This is a genomic window from Flexivirga meconopsidis (assembly GCF_026162425.1).
Lineage (GTDB): Bacteria > Actinomycetota > Actinomycetes > Actinomycetales > Dermatophilaceae > Flexivirga > Flexivirga meconopsidis.
Map to the genome: position 1 here is coordinate 630,865 of NZ_JAOBQJ010000002.1, position 16,040 is coordinate 646,904.

The window sequence follows — 16,040 nt, forward strand, 5'->3', positions numbered from 1 at the left end:
GCGCCTCCCCCGCGCGCCGGCGGTGCGGACCGGAAGTAGTAACCGTGACAAAGCAGGAATCCATCGTGACCGACGAGCAACCAGCGCCCGCGCAGGACGAGGACCGCACTCTCGTCGACGAGCATGTCACTGCGACCCGCGGAGCACGCCGTGCCGAGCGCCCGACCGATCAGGACGGGACGCTGCGCCGATGGGCCTCGGCATTCGCACGGTGGCGGCGGACCCGGCCGTTCTGGGGCGGGATCGTGCTCGCACTGGGCGGCTGGTTCGTGATCACCCCGGTGCTCGCGTCCTACGAGGCCGTCGTCGCGATGGGCGGCGGCGGAATGATCGCCTACGTCCTCGGTGGCGGAATGATCGCTGCCGCCGTCGTCGCGGTGATCTCCCCCGCACAACGGCATTTCCCCGCGATCATGGGCGTGATCTTCGCGGTGGCCTCGCTCGCGATGGCCAACCTCGGCGGTTGGCTGGTCGGCATGCTGCTGGGCATCGTCGGCGGGTCGATGGTGTTCGCCTGGACGCCGTACAACGACGAACAGCTCGACCGGATCAACGCCCGCAAACTTCGCCGCCGTCAGGCCGAGCGCACCGACGACGGCCTCGTCGACGACGGTCTCGCCGACGAAGGCACCGATCGTTGAAGTCACCGATCACCCGACGGGCTGACCGCCCGACGACCGCGCAGTTCGGCACCCGGCGCCGGGTGCTGATCCCGCTCACCCTCGGCTTTGCCGTGCTGGCCTCGATGCTGGTGATGACATCCCGCGGTGTGCTCGCACTGACCTTCGCGACCAGTTCCCAGAACTTCCGGGTCTACAGCGACAGCCTCAGCGGCAGCTCACTGGCTGCGTATGCCGGGCCGCAACAGACCTCCGCGGGAGTGAAAGGCACCGAGCAACTCGTCGTACAGGACGTGCAGTTGCACGGCCTGTGCATCATCTCGACAGCGGACCTGCCCGTGCTGGGCAAGGCGTCGATGATCGTGACCGCCGGCGAGCCGGTGGACGGCACCACCGACCCGGCCTTCGCCCCGATTCGCACCGCGAGCGCGCTGGTGTCCGCGACCTCGATCAACGGGGACGGCCGCGGAGTTTCCAGCCTCGCGGTCGGTCAGAGCGCCGAGACACTGACGACCGGTTCCGGGCCGTGGCGCGGCACACCCGGGGCTCTCGGCATACAACTCGACACCGCGACCATCGACCGCACCGATCTGGACGCGGCGGGCCTGCAGATCGACGGGCAACTGCCGCTGAACCGGCTCGGGATCAAGACCGCGCTCGGCGCGGCAGAGAAGGGATCCTGTTCATGAACCGCCGTGTCGGCCGCCTGCTCGACGGCTTCGCCGCCTTCCGCAGGACTCGCCCGTTCTGGGGCGCACTCCTGCTGGTGGCGGCCGGCGCCGACGTCATCTACTTCGCCGGTTACCCGATCTTCTTCGCGGTGAGCGGTGGCTGGAACTCCTCTGCGGCGTACATCCTCGGCGGCGGGCTCATCCTCTTCGGACTGGTCGCGGCGATGGCACCGATCCATTCCCCGCTGCTCGGGGTGCTCGGCGTGCTGGTCGCGCTCGCCGCGTTCGTCGCGGCCAACCTGGGCGGCATGCTGCTCGGCACGCTGCTCGGCATCGTCGGCGGGTCGATGGTCTTCGCCTGGGGTGAGAAGAAGCCGGGCAAACGCCAATCGACCCCGGACGCGTCCACCCCTGCACCAGCCGCGGAGGTCGTCGGTCGGTGAGCACCTACCAGCCTTCCCGACGCATGCAGTCGTTGACGGTGATCGTCGCCGTGCTGCTGTTCGTGGTGACTTGGCTCGCGCTGGCGACCCAGACGTCCGCGAGCGCCGCGAGCGCGCCATGCGGACCGGGTGACGCCAACCGGGCGGCCCTGAAGACCGTGCACGGCGAACGCGCGTTGCGGCCCTGCCTTTCCAAGGTCAACCTCAAGCTGTCGATCCCGCAGGACGGGTTGCGAAGTCGGTTCAACGTCAAAGAGATTCGCCGGGCCGGCCAGGAGACGGTGAAGTTCGCCGACGGCAGCACCGAGAAGCTGTGGCATCTGTCGTTCGCGTCGTTCAAGGTCCTCGACGGAGCCACGATCCGCACCACGGACAACAACGACGCGCAGGTGTCGATCACCCCCGACAAGGAGGCGTCGTTCGGTGGCGCCGCCGACTCCGGCAAGCCGATCTACACCGATGTGTGGGTCTCCGCGGCGACCTTCCGGATCAACCTGTTGCTCATCGGCTGCCTGGTGCCGATCGATGTGAGCAACCCGCTGCTCGCCCTGGTGACGGTCGCCAACAGCGCCATACCCAACGCGATCACCCTGGGCGGCTGCGCCATCGACATGGACATCCGCTACCTGGTCAGTTACAGCGACGACCCCAGCTCGGCCGGCAACTACCCGGTGCGCTTGCCCAACACGACGTTGTCGCTGTCATGAGCACCGACAGCGCCACGCGCGCCACCGTCCGCACCGGGACCCGATGGGGCCGTGCCGGTGCGCTCGCCGCCGCGGGGGTCGCCGCGACGATCGGCCTCGGCACCTTGATGAGTCAGAACGTGCTGGCCACCCAGGTGACTTTCCAGGGCAACCCGTCGCAGGTCTCGGTGGGCGGCCTCACCGGCAACAAGGTGGGCATCACCGTCGTGCGCAGCACGCGCAGCGTCGACGGCAAGCTCACCACCGGTCCGGCGCTGCGGGTCGGCGCGGCCGGCCTGCAGCTCGACGGGCTGTGCCTGTCGCAGAAGCAGAGCATCGCGGGCATCGACTACACCGTGCGGGTCAGCGCGGGCGACGGCAACTCATCAACCCACGAGATCCAGGCGCAGGACGCGACCTTCGACGTGACGTCGATCAAGGGCGACGGCAATCCTGGGCTGAACCTCGACGGCGTCGTCGAGATCGGCGTGAGCGGCGACTCGCTGGTCACCACGGATACCGGTGGCGAGCCGGACCCGAACCCGCTCGGTGCACCGTCCGGCACCGGGTGGTTCGGCATCAACAGCGGCGTCGGGCAGTTCAGCAACATCCGGGGCCGGATGTACGGCTTCAAGGTCAGTGAGGTCGCCAAGATGCCCGGCGTGCGGATCTCGGTGACCCCGGGCACCTCCGACAGTTGCGACAGCAAGCCCATTCAGCACTGAGCGCACCGGCATACGTTCGGTAACGAAGTAGCTCGCCCTGCGACCACGCGGTTGCCGGACGATCTAATGTCACGGGGGTGACCGGGGCTCGTCGGCAGGGGTGGCTGATCGCTGCCGCGACGGTCGCCGGCCTGCTCGTGCTCACCGTGGTCACCACCGCACGCCGGGATCCGGTGCTGCACGCGCCGGACCGGGACCGCTTCGGCCGCGGCTCGGGTCCGCCGCCGTCCAATCTGCTGCCGAGTGCCAACCAGCCGTCCGGGCAATCGGCGACACCGCGCGGCGCGCCCCAGGCCGGTGACTCGCTCGTCGGCGACATCCTCGCCTGGGTGGTGGGCATCGCGGTGTTGCTGCTGTTGCTGTGGGTGCTGTTCGGGGTCGTCCAGGCGGTACGCCGGCAGCTTGCGCAGCGCCGCGCCGCGCGTGAGGACAGCGTGCTGCCGCAGGTCTCGGACGCGGTCGCCGATGCAGTCGAGCAGGTGGCGCGGCGGCAACACGCGCGACTGGCCGAAGGCACCCCGCGCAACGCGGTCGTCGCCTGCTGGGTCGACCTCGAACAAACCGTGGCGACGGCCGGCCTGGAGCGCCGGCCGAGCGAGACGTCCGCCGAACTGGCCCTTCGGGTGCTCGACGAGACCGACGCCGACCGCGACGCGTTGCGCACCCTCAGCCGGCTCTACCGCGCCGCCCGTTACTCCGAGCACCCGATCACCGAGGGCGACCGGGCTGCCGCGGGCGCGGCGCTTGAGGCGCTGCATCGGTCGCTGCGAGTCAAGGCCACGCTGTGAACCCCGCGCCGCGTGGCGACCGCCGCCTCTGGGCCCGCCGGGCCGTGACCGTGCTGGTCGCCTGGGCAGTGACGTGGCTGTTCACCAGCTGGTGGTATTTGCGGCCCGACCCGGTCGGACTGCTGGCGCTCGTGCTCGTGGCGGCGACGGCCTGGTGGCTGATCTCGGACCACCGCACCGGTTGGGAGCCGAGCGAATGGTCGGCCGACCTGGTCGGCCGGCGGCTGCGGACGGTGAGCGATTCGCGGCTGGGCTACCTGCGCCGCATCGCCAACGACTCAGGCGGCGGCACCTCGCGGGGCGCACCTGCCGCGGCCGCGCTGCAGGGCGTACTGCGCGACCTCGCCACTGCGCGGGTGCGCGATCGCACGGTCTCCGGTGCCGCCCCGAACACCGACCCTGCCTCCATGATCGAGGCCGGTGCTCCGACGCTCGCTCGCTATCTCTTCGCGCAGCCACCACCGCGGCTGGACCCGAACCAGCTGTCCCGCATCATCGACCGGATCGAGGAACTGTGAGTCAGCAAGAAACCCCCGGCATACCGTCGGCGCAGCAGACGACCGAGTTGGCCGCGCGCATCCTCGATGTCGTCGAGCAGGCAGTCGTCGGTAAGCGCCATACGCTCGAACTGGTGCTGGCCACCGTGCTGGCGGGCGGACACGTGCTGTTGGAGGACAATCCGGGACTCGGCAAGACGCTCGCGGCGCGGTCACTGGCCCAGACCCTCGGCCTGGACTTCTCCCGCGCCCAGTTCACCCCCGATCTACTGCCCGCGGACCTGACCGGTTCCTTCATCTACGACCAGGGCGAGGGTCACTTCGAGTTCCGCCCGGGCCCGTTGTTCACCGGTCTGCTGCTGGCCGACGAGATCAATCGGACCCCACCCAAGACGCAGGCCGCGTTGCTCGAGGCGATGCAGGAACGCCAGGTCACGATCGAGGGCCAGACCTTCCCGCTGCCGAAGCCGTTCCATGTCATTGCAACCGCGAATCCCGTTGAATACGAAGGCACTTACCCGCTTCCTGAAGCGCAACTCGACCGCTTCCTGGCCCGGGTCAGCTTCGGCTATCCGACCGAGGACGAGGAAGCCGACGTCCTCACCCGCCGTATGACGAGACGGCGCGAAGAGCTGAGCCTCGCCCCGGTGACCGACGCCGCCGGGCTGCTGCGCATGCAGGCCGCGGTCGAGCAGGTGGTGGTCGACCCGTCGGTGGTGCAGTACTGCGTGCGCCTGGCCGCGGCGACCCGCGAGCACCCGCAGACCCTGATCGGCGCCTCACCGCGCGGGTCGCTCGGGCTCATGCTGGTCGGACGCGGCCTGGCGGTGGTGCGCGGCCGTGACTTCGTCACCCCTGAGGACGTCAAGGCCGTCAGCGGACCGGTGCTCGCCCACCGGATCACTCTCAAACCCGAGTTGTGGATGAGCGGCGCGACCACCAGCGGGGTCGTGCGCAGCGTGCTGGACAGCGTGCCCACACCGGCGACCGCCGGAGCCTGACCAGTGACCCGCACGATCCGTCCCACCGAAGCGGCCCGCTGGCAACCGACGGCGGCGCTGCTCACGGCCGCGGTCGGCGGTCTGTTACTTGCCGCCGCGGCGGTCGCGTTGCGACGCATCGACCTGCTGGTCCTCGGCACCCCGCTGCTCACGATCACCGCGTGGTGCGTCGCGACCCGGCCGACCGGCGATCCCGACTTCACCGGGACCGTCTCGACCACCACCCCTGCGGAAGGTGAGACGGCGGCCTGGACCATCCGGGCGGCCGCACCCGGCGGGGCCGAGAGTCTCGTCGTCGCCGCCACCGACGACCGGCACGTGCGCATCGCGCCCGACCGTGGTGTCGCGGTGACACCGGTCGCCCGCGGTCAGACCGCCACCTGCACCGTGCGCTGGCAGCCGCGCCGGTGGGGCACCCATGAGGAGCTGCAGACTCGGGTCGCCCTGCTCTCCCCGTGGGCCGGTTACCGCTGCGGGCCGGTGACGATCCCGCCGGTCACGATCACCGCCTACCCGCAGACGGCGCCGTTCGACAGCCGCGCCGGCATGCCGCATCCGCGCGGTCTGATCGGAGTCAACCGCAGTGCAGGTCAGGGCGACGGCACCGAGTTCGCCGACATCCGCCCGTTCCAGCCCGGCGATCGGTTGCGCCGGATCCACTGGCCGGTGTCGGCGCGGACCGGTGCACTGCACGTGCACACGTCATACGCCGAGCAGGACACCGAGGTGTTGCTCCTGCTCGACGCCTCGACCGACTACGAGTCCGACGAGGACTCTCCCACCTCGCTCGACCTCGGTGTCCGTGCGTCCGCGGCGCTCGCCACCCACTTCCTTGCGCGGGGAGACCGGGTGGGCCTGGAGGTCGTCGGCGGTATGACGCCAGCACGGGTGCCGGCCGCGATGGGCCGGCTGCAGACCCGGCGGATGCTGGACACCCTGGCCCGGGTGGAACGGGGCACCGGGGGCGGTTTCCGCCGCAGCGCCGTCCGATCGCGATTGCGCGCGGGCTCGCTGGTGATGCTGATCAGCCCGCTGCTCGGTCAGGTGCCGCTCACCGTGGCCGCCGAGCTCGCGCAGCGCGGACTCACCGTGCTGATCGTCGACTGCCTACCACCGCTCACCGCACAGACCGACCGGCTCGACGAACTCGCCCTGCGGATCCGGCTGCTCGAGCGCGAGCAGGAGATCCGCGCGATCGGACGGCTGGGTGTCCCGGTCACGCCGTGGCAGGGACCGGGCAGCCTCGATCAGGTGCTGGTGCACCTGGGTCGGCGACCGGTGCCGCGGGTGGTGCAGCGATGATCGGGCGTCCGCGGCTGGCCCGCGTCGTGGAGTTGCACCACGACCGGCAGGTTCTGCTGGTCATCGCGCTGGCCGCGGCCTGGGGATTCGTGGTGCTCGCCGACCTGGTCGGCTCGATGTCCTACCTCGGGCTGCTCCTGGTGTTGCTCGCAAGCCTGCTGATCATCGGCGACAGCGACGGCATCGCGGGTGCGCTATTGCTGGGTGCCCTTGTCTGGCAATGGATTTCGAGCCGGCCGCCGGCCGACACATGGTGGTCGCTGCCGGCCGCGTGGTTGTTGTTGCTCGCGTTTGCGGCGGTGGCGCTGCTCGCCGCCGGCCCCGACGGCGCGGCCGTCCCCCGCGAACAACTCGTCAGCTGGCTGCGTCGGGTCGGCGCGGTCGCCGCCGTCACCGCACTCGTCGCCGTCGTCGGGCTGACCGCGACACCGCTAGCCGGCCCACTCCTGTCGTATGCCGCGGTGCTCGCGCTCGTCGCGCTCGCGGTGGCCGGCGTGCTGGCGCTGCGCCGGCGCGATCCGTAGACCGGCTCGGTCAGGCGGATTCCTTACGCGGGGCGCGCTTGCGGGTCGGCTGCGTCTCACGCCGCACGATCGTCGGGTTGACGTTGTCGAGCACGACCTCGCGGGTGACCACGACCCGAGCGATGTCGTCGTCGCTCGGGACGTCGAACATCACCGGCAGCAGCACTTCCTCGAGGATGGCACGCAGACCGCGGGCACCGGTGCCGCGCAGCATCGCCTGCTCGGCGACCGCCTCGACCGCGTCCGTGGTGAACTCCAGCTCGACGTTGTCGATGTCAAACATCCGCTCGTACTGCTTGACCAGCGCGTTGCGCGGCTCGGTCAGGATCGACACCAGACCCTCGCGGTCCAGCGGCTCGACCGTCGTGATGACCGGCAGGCGGCCGATGAACTCCGGGATCAACCCGAACTTCATCAGGTCCTCCGGCAGCACGTCGGAGAAGCTGGTCATCGGGTCCTTGGCCGTGCGCAGCTCCGAGCCGAAGCCCAGCCCCTGCCGGCCGGTGCGGCCCTCGATGATCTTCTCCAGCCCGGCGAACGCGCCGCCCACGATGAACAGCACGTTGGTGGTGTCGATCTGGATGAACTCCTGGTGCGGGTGCTTGCGGCCACCCTGCGGCGGCACGCTCGCGGTGGTGCCCTCCAGGATCTTCAGCAGCGCCTGCTGCACGCCCTCACCGGACACGTCACGGGTGATCGACGGGTTCTCGCTCTTACGGGCGACCTTGTCGATCTCGTCGATGTAGATGATGCCGGTCTCGGCCTTCTTGACGTCGAAGTCAGCGGCCTGGATCAGCTTCAGCAGGATGTTCTCCACGTCCTCGCCGACGTAACCGGCCTCGGTGAGCGCGGTGGCGTCGGCGATCGCGAACGGCACGTTGAGCATCCGCGCCAGCGTCTGCGCCAGGTAGGTCTTGCCGCAACCGGTCGGGCCGATCAGCAGGATGTTGGACTTGGCGATCTCGACGGCCGCGGCGTCCTTCTTGCCCGGGGCCGGTTGCTCGGCGGCCTGGATGCGCTTGTAGTGGTTGTAGACCGCCACTGACAGCGCGCGCTTGGCAGTCTCCTGGCCGATGACGTACTGCTCGAGGAAGTCGAAGATCTCGCGGGGCTTGGGCAGCTGCTCCAGCCCCAGCTCGGAGGTCTCGGCGAGCTCCTCCTCGATGATCTCGTTGCACAGATCGATGCACTCGTCGCAGATATAGACACCGGGACCCGCGATGAGCTTCTTGACCTGCTTCTGGCTCTTCCCGCAGAAGGAGCACTTCAGCAGGTCTCCGCCTTCTCCGATGCGTGCCACGTGCCCTCCATGTCCTGCGACTGTTTCTACCGGCTCTGCTGCGTTCGCCCCGTCGACGCTACCTTGCCGGCGTCGAACGCGACCCCATTGAATCGCGGTGTCGGCCGCCAAGTCACGCCTGTCCGCTGACAGCGCAACCCGGCGTTTGCATTGTGAGCAAAAGCAATCCGGGCCGGTATGGCGGGAGATTCCCCGTCATACCGGCCCGGATGGCGATCACGCTCCTCAGGCCTGAGCCGACGCCTTACGGCTGGTCAGCACCTGGTCGATCAGGCCGTACTCCTTGGCCTCCTCGGCAGTGAGGATCTTGTCGCGCTCGATGTCGCGCTTGACGTCCTCGGCGCTGCGGCCGGTGTGCTTGGCCATCGTCTGCTCCAGCCACTCCCGCATCCGGAAGATCTCGTTGGCGGTGATCTCCAGGTCGGAGGCCGTGCCGCCGGTGCCCTCCATCGCAGGCTGGTGGATCAGGATCCGCGCGTTGGGCAGCGCGAATCGCTTACCCGGCGCACCCGCGCCGAGCAGCACCGCTGCCGCCGATGCGGCCTGGCCGACCACGAAGGTCTGCACGTCCGGCTGGATGTACTGCATGGTGTCGTAGATCGCGGTCAGCGCGGTGAACGAGCCGCCGGGAGAGTTGATGTACATCAGGATGTCCCGGTCGGGGTCCTGGCTCTCCAGCACGATCAGCTGGGCGATGACGTCGTCGGCGGATGCGTCGTCGACCTGCACGCCGAGGAAGATGATGCGGTCCTCGAAGAGCTTGTTGTAGGGGTCGGACCGCTTCATGCCGTAGGAGGTGCGCTCCTCGAACTGCGGCAGGATGTAGCGGCTGCTCGGCTGCGGGGCGCGCAGCCCGGCATACGGCGAATTCATCTGTGCTCCAAAGTTATCGGTCATCAGTTGGTCCCACCGGGTGCGTCGGTCGACCGCTCGAAGACGTGGTCGACGAAGCCGTACTCCTTGGCCTCCTGCGCGGAGAACCAGCGGTCACGGTCGGAGTCCTTCTCGATCTGCTCGACGCTCTGGCCGGTGTGCTCGGCGATCAGCTCGGCCATCTGCTTCTTGATGAAGACCAACTGCTCGGCCTGGATCTTGATGTCCGAAGCGGTGCCGCCAATGCCACCCGACGGCTGGTGCATCATCACCCGCGCGTGCGGCGTCGCGTAGCGCTTGCCGGGGGTGCCGGCCGACAGCAGGAACTGGCCCATGCTGGCCGCCATACCCATCGCGACCGTGGCGACGTCGTTGGGGATCCAGTTCATCGTGTCGAAGATCGCCATACCGGCCGAGATCGAACCACCGGGGCTGTTGATGTAGAGCCAGATGTCCTTCTCAGGGTCCTCGGCGGCGAGCAGCAGCAGCTGCGCGCAGATCGCGTTGGCGTTGTCGTCGCGCACGTCGGAGCCCAGGAAGATGATTCGTTCCTTGAGCAGGCGGTTGTAGATCTGGTCGTCCAGGCCGGTCTGCGGTTCGGTGGCCATGGACACCTCCGATGTGTTGCTCACACGCGTCTCCATCGTTGTCGGTCGTGCTGGCAGCTCGTGCTGCGTGGCTTCACTGGACCCTAACGCCACGAACTGACGTCTTCGTCCCCGGCTTCGGCGATGTTCGCCACGGGCGGAAAAGGCCCGGACGACCATGTGGTCGTCCGGGCCTTTTCGCCTCCCGTATGCCGCCTCGGCAGGCGCCGCCGGGCTCAGGCCTTCGCGTCGGCCTTGTCGCCCTCGGCGTCGGCGGTCTCGCCGGTCGACTCCGCGGAGTCGGCCTCGGCGGTGGTGTCGTCCGACTCGTCGGCCTCGTCCTCGTCCAGCTCGCTGAGGTCGACGTCGTTGCCGTCGGTGTCGACCACCTTGATCTCGTCCAGGATCGAGGCGAGCGCCTTGCGGCGGGCGACCTCACCCATGATCGCCGGCACCTGGCCCTGCTGGTCCAGCGCCTGCGCGAACTGGTTGGGGTCCATGCCGTACTGCTGCGCCGACATGATGAGGTACTCGATCAGCTCCTCCTGGGAGACCTGCACCTCGTCCCGCTCGACCAGCTTGTCGAGGATGAGCTGGGTCTTCAGCGCCTTGCGCGTGGACTCGTCGACCTCGGCACGGTGCTCGTCATCCTCGAGCCGGTCCTCCTGCTCCAGGTGCTGATTGACCTCGGTCTCGATGACCTTGTCCGGCAGCGGAATGTCGAGGGTCTCCAGCAGCTGGTCCAGCGCCTTGTCGCGCGCCTGCACACCCTGCTCGAACCGCTTGCCGCGCTCGGCCTGCTGAGCGACCTCGGCCTTCAACTCCTCGAACGTGTCGTGCGCGGAGGCCATCTGGGCGAACTCGTCGTCCAGCTCCGGCAGCTGCCGCTCCTTGACCGACTGCACCGTCACGGTCACGTCGGCGTCCTCACCCTCGTGCTCGCCGCCGGCCAGCGGCGCCTTGAAGGTCTTGGTGTCACCGGCCGACATACCGGTGATCGCCTCGTCCATGCCCTCGAGCATGTTGCCGGCGCCCACGACATACGAAATGCCGGTGACGTCGTCGATGTCCTCGTCGCCGATAGTCGCCTTGAGGTCGATGGTGACCGAGTCGCCGTCGGCGGCGGGGCGCTCGACGCCGGCCAGCGTGCCGAAGCGCTCACGCAGCGCCTCGAGCTCCTTGTCGGTGTCCTCGTCGGTGACCTGCAGCGGGTCGACCTCGACGGTGATGCCCTTGAAGTCGGGCAGGTCGAACTGCGGCACCGTGTCGACCTCGACGTCGAACTTCAGCGGCTGCGACTCGTCGGCCGGCACATCGGTGACCTCGAGCTCGGGCTGACCCATCGGCCGCACGTCGTTCTCGGCGAGCGCCTGACCGTAGAAGGTCGGCAGCGCGTCGTTGACCGCCTCCTGCAGCACCGCACCGCGGCCCACGCGCTGGTCGATGATGCGCGCCGGCACCTTGCCCTTGCGAAAACCGGGCACCTGGATCTGCGCGCCGATCGTCTTGTACGCCTCGTCGACGCTCGGCTTCAGCTCCTCGTAGGGGACCTCGACGGTCAGCTTGACCCGGGTCGGACCCAACTTCTCGACGGCACTCTTCACTGCAAGGACTCCAAATTGGTGGTGGTGTGATCCGCTGATCCGCGGATCGAGTGGTTCGATGCAGGTGCATGACGAGAGGTCATTGCCCGCACTTCCCAGTCATGCTAGCTGTCGGGGTAGCCGGATTCGAACCGGCGGCCTTCCGCTCCCAAAGCGGACGCGCTACCAAACTGCGCCATACCCCGCCCGACACGTGCCACACACCCGCCCGGTTTGGCGCGAGGTATGGCGGGCAGTAGGCTAACGCCCCGGTTCGCCACACCGCACATCGCGGTCGCGGCAGACCCCGCGGGCGTAGCTCAATGGTAGAGCCTCAGTCTTCCAAACTGATTACGCGAGTTCGATTCTCGTCGCCCGCTCAAACGAATTCCGCCCGCGCTTCGCGCGGGCGGAATTCGTTTGAGCTCCTTGTTTATTGGGCTGCGCTCCTCCTCCGCCCGAGCTCGCTGGCGCTCGCCCGGGCGGCATCGTCGCTCCGCCGGTTTCACGTTCTCCTTCCCGGGCAACTCGTCACGCAAAGCGTGCACTTGTCACGTGCTCCTGCACGCGACAAGTCGGTGGAGGACGTGACAAGTCGCGGCCAACGTGACAAGTCGACCGATCACCGCGGCCGCCGACCGGAGACCGCAGACCGGAGACCGCAGACCGCAGACCGGAGACCGAGTCCGCTTCGACCCTCGGTCCCGCAATTCGCCCAGGGCGCACCCAGCCCACTCCCACGCGACCTACGGACAGGTAACACACAGACGCGCGGGTATCGACCTATTCGGCGATCTGTGCTTGCATGACGGAAGCCCCGCCGGCGACGGGCCGGCGGCAACCGAAGGAGATTCCGCAATGGGTCTGTTCGACAGCGCCAAGGACAAGGCTTCCGAGTTCGCCGGGAACAACCCCGACAAGGTGGGTGACGGCATCGACAAGGCCGGCGACTTCGTCGACGACAAGACCGGCGGCAAGTACGCCGACAAGGTCGACCAGGGTCAGGACTTCGCGAAGGACAAGTTCGGTGGCGGCGCCGAGGGCAACGCCGACGACCAGCAGCAGCAGTGACGACTCACCACTCGTTGCGTTGAGGGGCCCGGGCGATTCGCCCGGGCCCTTCTTCATGCCCGGGTCGCGCCGGCCAGCACCTGATCCACCTGCGCCGCCGTCGGCAGGCTCGGACTGGCGCCTTCGACGGTGACGGCATACGCACCCGCCGCACTCCCCCGCAGCACCGCGTCGGCCCAGGAGTCACCGCTCGCGAGCGCGGCACCCAAGGCTCCCGCGAACGCGTCACCGGCGGCCGTGGTGTCGACCGCTTCGGCAGGTATGGCGGGCAGCGTGCGCAGCTGGTGATCCCACACGCCGACCAGGCCGCGCTCGGCGAGCGTCACGATCGGGTGGTCGACGCCGCGGTCGGCAAACCACCGCACTGCCCGCTTCGCGGCGTCCGGCTGACCGGCGGGGATCCCGGTCAACAGCGCGGCCTCGGACTCGTTCGGCGTCACCGCGGTCAGCGCCGGCCACAACTCGTCGGGCAGTTCCGTGGCCGGAGCCGGATCCAGCACCACGATCATGCCCAGCCCCGCGGCGACCCGTGCGGCGTGCACCGACGTGGTGACCGGCACCTCCAACTGCAGCAGCAGCACGTCACCAGAGCCGGCGCCCATCGCGCGCAACTGCCGCTCGGCGTCCTGCCCGCTGAGTGCGCCGTTGGCACCGGCGACGATCACGATGTCGTTCTGACCGGTGTGGCGGTCCACCCGGATGTGAGCCACGCCGGTCGGTCCGGGCACGGTCCGGACGCCGTCGACGATCACATCTGCCGCGCGCAGCCCGTCGAGCACCAGGTCGCGGAAGAGGTCGTCCCCGACGCAGCCGATCAAGGCCGTGGCTGCACCGGCGCGCGCGGCCGCGATCGCCTGATTGGCACCCTTGCCGCCGAGCACGAGACTGAGCCGGTCCCCATGGATCGTCTCGCCGGGCGCGGGCAACCGCTGGGAAAATGTGGTGACATCCGCCGACATGCTGCCGACGACGAAGACCCGACCGCTCACTCGCGCCAGATTACGACCACCGCGCGGTCGTCGCCGCAACCGCCACTGCCGAGGTTGCAGATGCGGGTGGCAGCGCCTCGCGCCCCGGTCGCGAGCGCCCGATCGGCATGCCCGAGCATCCGGTCAACACCCTGCATCAGGTCCACACCCGGTTGCTCGATGACCCCGTCGGTGACAAACAGCAGCGCGTCGCCGCGGGCCAGGCGCCCGTGTGCGCGCACGAAGTCGTCCGGCCCTTGCCGTTCGAGCACCCCGAGCAGCACGCCGGAGGCGCCGGCGACCGGAACGAACCGGCCGGAGCCGGCGTGGAAGTGCATGGCGGGCGGGTGGCCGGCCGAGCCGACCGTGTATTCCCCGGTGGACAGGTCGACCGACGCGTGCACCGCGGTGGCGAAGCCTTCCGACCAGCCCTGCCGCACCAGGTAGTCGTTGGCGGCGGGCAGGAAGCGGCGCGGCTCCATCGCGCCGAGCAGTCCGGCGAAGGCCCCACCGAGCAGCAGCGAACGGCTGCCCGCGGTGCAGCCCTTGCCCGAGACGTCGACCAGGGCGAGTTCGAAACGATCCGCCGTGGGGCAGTTGCCGACCACGAAGTCGCCGGAGAAGGAGTCACCGTTGGCCGGCTGCACGCTGGCCTCGACGTTCCAGCCGGTCGGCAACACCGGCAGGCGCCCCTGCGCCCGCAGCCGCTCGCGCAGGTCGACGAGCATGTCACTGCCGACCGCCGGTGTGACTCCCGCGCGGGTATGACGGCGGTCCACCACGGTGACGAGGGCCATCGTCGCGAGCAGCACCAGGCCGATCGGCGCCGCTCCGCTCAGCCGGGTCTGGTCCATGCTGACCAGGTAGGCCACCGCCAGACAGCCGAAGACGAAGCCAGTTTGTCGCCGGGGCAGCAGCATCCCTGCCGCAACGGCGAGCGGGATGAACAGCGCGTATGACGCAGCGCTCGGCCAGGCCAGGGTCAGCGCCAGCGCGGCGGCGACCAACGACAGCAACGCCGGTGCGCACGGCCCGATCCGGGTCGGCTCGGCGACCGGTGGGTGCGTGCGGGCGAGCCGTCGCGGTGCGAGCGACAGATCGATGGCCATGGGGATGATCCTGTCGTCCAGGACAACCGAAATGAGCCTTCTTTACCGAGTTCTTACCGAGCACAGGACAAGCCTTGACCCCGCCGGGGTCGTAGGCTTGGGAAACTCACCCCTCTGGGGGAAGAGTGCCGTCCTTCTCGTAGTCGGCGACCATGTCGAGCCGACGCTGGTGGCGTGCCTCGCCCGAGAAGGGCGTGTCCAGGAAGACCTGCACCATCGCCTTCGCCTCGTCGATCGTGTTGAAGCGGCCGCCGATGGAGATGATCTGGGCGTCGTTGTGCTGGCGCGCCAGCTGAGCGAGCTCGGTGTTGTAACAGAGCGCCGCGCGGATGCCCTCCACCTTGTTGGCCGCCATCTGCTCCCCGTTGCCGGACCCGCCCAGCACGATCCCGAGCGAACCGGGGTCCGAGGCCACGCCCTGCGCCGCGCGCAGCACGAACACCGGGTAGTCGTCGACCGCGTCGTACTCGGTGGCGCCGTGGTCGACCACCTCGTGGCCTTGGGTCGGCAACCACTCCACCAGGGCACGGGACATTTCGAACGCGGCGTGGTCGCCGCCGATGTGCACTCGCATCGCGAGGTCTCCTCAGCTGAAGTCGGGGTCTTTGTCGCGGGTGCGCTTGAGCTCGTAGAAGCCCGGCGTGCTCGCGACCAGCACCGAACCGTCCCAGAGCCTGCCGGCGTCCTGGCCCTTGGGGGCCGGGGTCACCACCGGGCCGAAGAACGCGGTGTCCTCCAGGGCGATGATCGGCGTGCCGACGTCCTGGCCGACCAGGCTGATGCCGCGTTCGTGCGACGCGCGCAACGCCTTGTCGATCTCGTCGCCGGGCACGTTGTCGGCGGCCTCGATCAACTCGGCCGGCAGTCCGGCCTCCTCCAGCGCCTCGGCCAGCACGGTGCGCATGTCGGCCTCGTCCTTGCCGCGGCCGCCGGGGTGCAGGCGGGTGCCGATCGCGTCATACAGCTTCTTCTTGACCTCGTCGCCGTGCTCGCGTGCCGCGGCGATGACCACGCGCACCGGAGCCCAGCCGCGGCTGAGCAGCTCGCGGTACTGCTCGGGCAGGTCGTCGCGGCCCTCGTTGAGGACCGACAGGCTCATCACCGACCAGGTGACGTCGATGGGTCGCACCTTCTCGACCTCCATCAGCCACCGCGACGTCATCCACGCCCAGGGGCAGAGGGGGTCGAAGAACATCTCGACCGGGGTTCGCTGCTGATTCGTCGGAGTGCTCACGTCGTCATCCTGCCACCAGCACCGCGGGCCGGCACAGCCGCCGTGCGAGGATGACCGA

The 16,040-nt window shown here is 69.1% G+C and carries 19 protein-coding genes and 2 tRNA genes; 12 read left to right on the plus strand and 9 right to left on the minus strand.

Features of this window, described 5'->3' with window-relative positions; all coding sequences use genetic code 11:
- Positions 1-44: 44 nt before the first annotated feature.
- The 10 genes from N2M23_RS08260 to N2M23_RS08305 all read left to right on the plus strand — a co-directional run bounded on the left by N2M23_RS08260 (position 45) and on the right by N2M23_RS08305 (position 7,257).
- Entirely contained in the window at positions 45-641 is a 597-nt protein-coding gene (locus N2M23_RS08260) for a DUF6114 domain-containing protein (RefSeq protein WP_265444672.1), read from the plus strand.
- Positions 638-1,309 carry a DUF6230 family protein gene (locus tag N2M23_RS08265; RefSeq protein WP_265444673.1) on the plus strand — a complete coding sequence of 224 codons (672 nt, stop codon included), beginning with the start codon at positions 638-640 and terminating at the stop codon, positions 1,307-1,309. The genes N2M23_RS08260 and N2M23_RS08265 overlap by 4 nt, the downstream gene beginning before the upstream one ends.
- A complete protein-coding gene (locus N2M23_RS08270; protein WP_265444674.1) occupies positions 1,306-1,734 on the plus strand; it encodes a DUF6114 domain-containing protein in 429 nt (142 codons plus the stop codon). Before N2M23_RS08265 ends, N2M23_RS08270 begins: the two co-directional genes overlap by 4 nt.
- Positions 1,731-2,441 (plus strand): hypothetical protein, encoded by a 711-nt coding sequence (locus N2M23_RS08275; protein WP_265444676.1) that lies wholly within the window; start codon positions 1,731-1,733, stop codon positions 2,439-2,441. The genes N2M23_RS08270 and N2M23_RS08275 overlap by 4 nt, the downstream gene beginning before the upstream one ends.
- Complete coding sequence (locus N2M23_RS08280) at positions 2,438-3,145, plus strand: DUF6230 family protein (protein ID WP_265444678.1); 708 nt, start codon at positions 2,438-2,440, stop codon at positions 3,143-3,145. The genes N2M23_RS08275 and N2M23_RS08280 overlap by 4 nt, the downstream gene beginning before the upstream one ends.
- 77 nt (positions 3,146-3,222) lie before the next feature.
- The gene (locus tag N2M23_RS20955; protein ID WP_265444679.1) at positions 3,223-3,933 is read left to right on the plus strand and encodes a DUF4129 domain-containing protein; all 711 of its coding nucleotides are present in this window, start codon (positions 3,223-3,225) and stop codon (positions 3,931-3,933) included.
- A complete protein-coding gene (locus N2M23_RS08290; RefSeq protein ID WP_265444680.1) occupies positions 3,930-4,451 on the plus strand; it encodes a hypothetical protein in 522 nt (173 codons plus the stop codon). The genes N2M23_RS20955 and N2M23_RS08290 overlap by 4 nt, the downstream gene beginning before the upstream one ends.
- Entirely contained in the window at positions 4,448-5,431 is a 984-nt protein-coding gene (locus N2M23_RS08295) for an AAA family ATPase (protein WP_265444681.1), read from the plus strand. Before N2M23_RS08290 ends, N2M23_RS08295 begins: the two co-directional genes overlap by 4 nt.
- 3 nt (positions 5,432-5,434) lie before the next feature.
- A complete protein-coding gene (locus tag N2M23_RS20960) occupies positions 5,435-6,733 on the plus strand; it encodes a DUF58 domain-containing protein (protein ID WP_265444682.1) in 1,299 nt (432 codons plus the stop codon).
- Positions 6,730-7,257 (plus strand): hypothetical protein, encoded by a 528-nt coding sequence (locus N2M23_RS08305; RefSeq protein ID WP_265444683.1) that lies wholly within the window; start codon positions 6,730-6,732, stop codon positions 7,255-7,257. Before N2M23_RS20960 ends, N2M23_RS08305 begins: the two co-directional genes overlap by 4 nt.
- A 10-nt stretch (positions 7,258-7,267) precedes the next feature.
- Here N2M23_RS08305 and clpX read toward each other — a convergent pair whose 3' ends face one another.
- The 5 genes from clpX to N2M23_RS08330 all read right to left on the minus strand — a co-directional run bounded on the left by clpX (position 7,268) and on the right by N2M23_RS08330 (position 11,806).
- A complete protein-coding gene (gene clpX, locus N2M23_RS08310; RefSeq protein ID WP_265444685.1) occupies positions 7,268-8,557 on the minus strand; it encodes an ATP-dependent Clp protease ATP-binding subunit ClpX in 1,290 nt (429 codons plus the stop codon).
- Between the two features lie 225 nt (positions 8,558-8,782).
- On the minus strand, positions 8,783-9,454 hold the full coding sequence (locus N2M23_RS08315; RefSeq protein ID WP_425270202.1) for an ATP-dependent Clp protease proteolytic subunit: 672 nt from the start codon (positions 9,452-9,454) through the stop codon (positions 8,783-8,785).
- On the minus strand, positions 9,454-10,038 hold the full coding sequence (locus N2M23_RS08320) for an ATP-dependent Clp protease proteolytic subunit (protein ID WP_265445122.1): 585 nt from the start codon (positions 10,036-10,038) through the stop codon (positions 9,454-9,456). Before N2M23_RS08320 ends, N2M23_RS08315 begins: the two co-directional genes overlap by 1 nt.
- A 215-nt stretch (positions 10,039-10,253) precedes the next feature.
- Positions 10,254-11,621, minus strand: a complete 1,368-nt coding sequence (tig, locus tag N2M23_RS08325; RefSeq protein WP_265444687.1) for a trigger factor — start codon at positions 11,619-11,621, stop codon at positions 10,254-10,256.
- Positions 11,622-11,732: 111 nt separating this feature from the next.
- Positions 11,733-11,806, minus strand: a tRNA-Pro gene (locus tag N2M23_RS08330).
- 103 nt (positions 11,807-11,909) lie between these two features.
- On the opposite strand from N2M23_RS08330, the gene N2M23_RS08335 reads away from it, so the two are divergent.
- Together N2M23_RS08335 and N2M23_RS08340 are read left to right on the plus strand one after the other, a co-directional pair.
- A tRNA-Gly gene (locus tag N2M23_RS08335) sits at positions 11,910-11,980 on the plus strand.
- Positions 11,981-12,458: 478 nt separating this feature from the next.
- Entirely contained in the window at positions 12,459-12,671 is a 213-nt protein-coding gene (locus N2M23_RS08340; RefSeq protein WP_265444689.1) for an antitoxin, read from the plus strand.
- Positions 12,672-12,724: 53 nt separating this feature from the next.
- Here N2M23_RS08340 and N2M23_RS08345 read toward each other — a convergent pair whose 3' ends face one another.
- From N2M23_RS08345 to N2M23_RS08360, 4 genes are all read right to left on the minus strand, one after another.
- A complete protein-coding gene (locus tag N2M23_RS08345; RefSeq protein WP_265444690.1) occupies positions 12,725-13,660 on the minus strand; it encodes a ribokinase in 936 nt (311 codons plus the stop codon).
- On the minus strand, positions 13,657-14,748 hold the full coding sequence (locus tag N2M23_RS08350; protein WP_265444691.1) for a PP2C family protein-serine/threonine phosphatase: 1,092 nt from the start codon (positions 14,746-14,748) through the stop codon (positions 13,657-13,659). The genes N2M23_RS08345 and N2M23_RS08350 overlap by 4 nt, the downstream gene beginning before the upstream one ends.
- 106 nt (positions 14,749-14,854) lie before the next feature.
- Positions 14,855-15,322 (minus strand): ribose-5-phosphate isomerase, encoded by a 468-nt coding sequence (locus N2M23_RS08355; protein WP_265444692.1) that lies wholly within the window; start codon positions 15,320-15,322, stop codon positions 14,855-14,857.
- A 12-nt stretch (positions 15,323-15,334) separates the two neighbouring features.
- Entirely contained in the window at positions 15,335-15,943 is a 609-nt protein-coding gene (locus N2M23_RS08360; protein ID WP_265445124.1) for a mycothiol-dependent nitroreductase Rv2466c family protein, read from the minus strand.
- Between the last annotated feature and the right edge of the window lie 97 nt (positions 15,944-16,040).